Origin of the sequence: Jiangella ureilytica, assembly GCF_004348545.1 — a bacterium.
GTDB lineage: Bacteria > Actinomycetota > Actinomycetes > Jiangellales > Jiangellaceae > Jiangella > Jiangella ureilytica.
The window spans coordinates 1-934 of record NZ_SMKL01000162.1; the positions used below are offsets into that span (position 1 = coordinate 1).

2 protein-coding genes and 1 other annotated feature are annotated in these 934 nt (G+C 69.0%); both genes read right to left on the reverse strand.

What is annotated here, in order from left to right; genetic code table 11:
- The coding region (locus E1212_RS31255) for an IS3 family transposase (protein ID WP_162605684.1) at positions 1-570 on the reverse strand (570 nt) is incomplete at its 3' end.
- Positions 478-609: a sequence feature (AL1L pseudoknot), on the reverse strand. Its footprint overlaps the gene before it by 93 nt.
- A 69-nt stretch (positions 610-678) precedes the next feature.
- A complete protein-coding gene (locus E1212_RS31260) occupies positions 679-897 on the reverse strand; it encodes a transposase (RefSeq protein ID WP_162605685.1) in 219 nt (72 codons plus the stop codon).
- Positions 898-934: the final 37 nt, after the last annotated feature.

Here is a 934-nt window from a genome sequence, read left to right on the forward strand (position 1 = left end):
GTGGCGGGTGTGCAGGGCCTGCCGGAACGCGTCGATGACCAGCGAGGCCTCTCGTGAGGTGCTCACCCGCCAGCCCAGGATGCGGCGGGAGAACACGTCGACGACGAACGCGACGTAGCAGAACCCGGCCAGCGTCCAGACATACGAGAAGTCGCCAACCCACAGCTCGTTGACGCTGGTGGGGGTGTTCCACCCGCGTTTGACCAGGTCCGGATGCCGTGGCGCGGACTGGTCGCGACGCGTGGTGACGGTGCGGTGGCGGCCGCGGACCGCGCCGGTGATCCCGGCGATGCCCATGAGCCTGGCGACCTGGTCCCGGCCCACGTCCAGACCGGCGCGGCGGGCAGCATGCCACAGCTTGCGCACCCCGTAGACGCCCCAGTTCGCCGCATGGACGGTGACCAGAGCGTTGACCAGGTAGGCCTGCTCCAGCTCCGCCGCGGTCACCGGTGCCTGGCGGCGGGCATAGTAGGTGGACGGCGCGATCTGCAGGCCATGCTCGGACAGCACCGCACAGATCGGCTCGACGCCGAACCGGTCTCGATGGGTGTCGATGTAGTCGATGATCACTTGAGTCGGCGGTCGAGCTCCGCCTGGGCGAAAAACGCCGCGCTGGTCTTGAGGATCTCGTTGGCCCGCTCCAGCTCGGCGACCCGCTTCCTCAACGCCCGGACCTCTTCAGACTCCACCGCCCGCGGCCCCACCGCCACACCAGTCCCCTCGGCCCCGCTCGGCCTCCTCAACCCAGTTCCGCAACGTCGCCGGGTTCAGGTCCAGCAGCGACCCGACATGCCGCCGAGCACCCAGCTTCGAGTCATTCCCCTCCGCCAGCCGATCGCGGTACATCCGCACCGCCCGGTCCCGGAACTCCACGTCGTACTTCTTCGGCGCTGCCATGGGTGCCAGTCTCCCTTGCTAGATCGACACCCTCCAG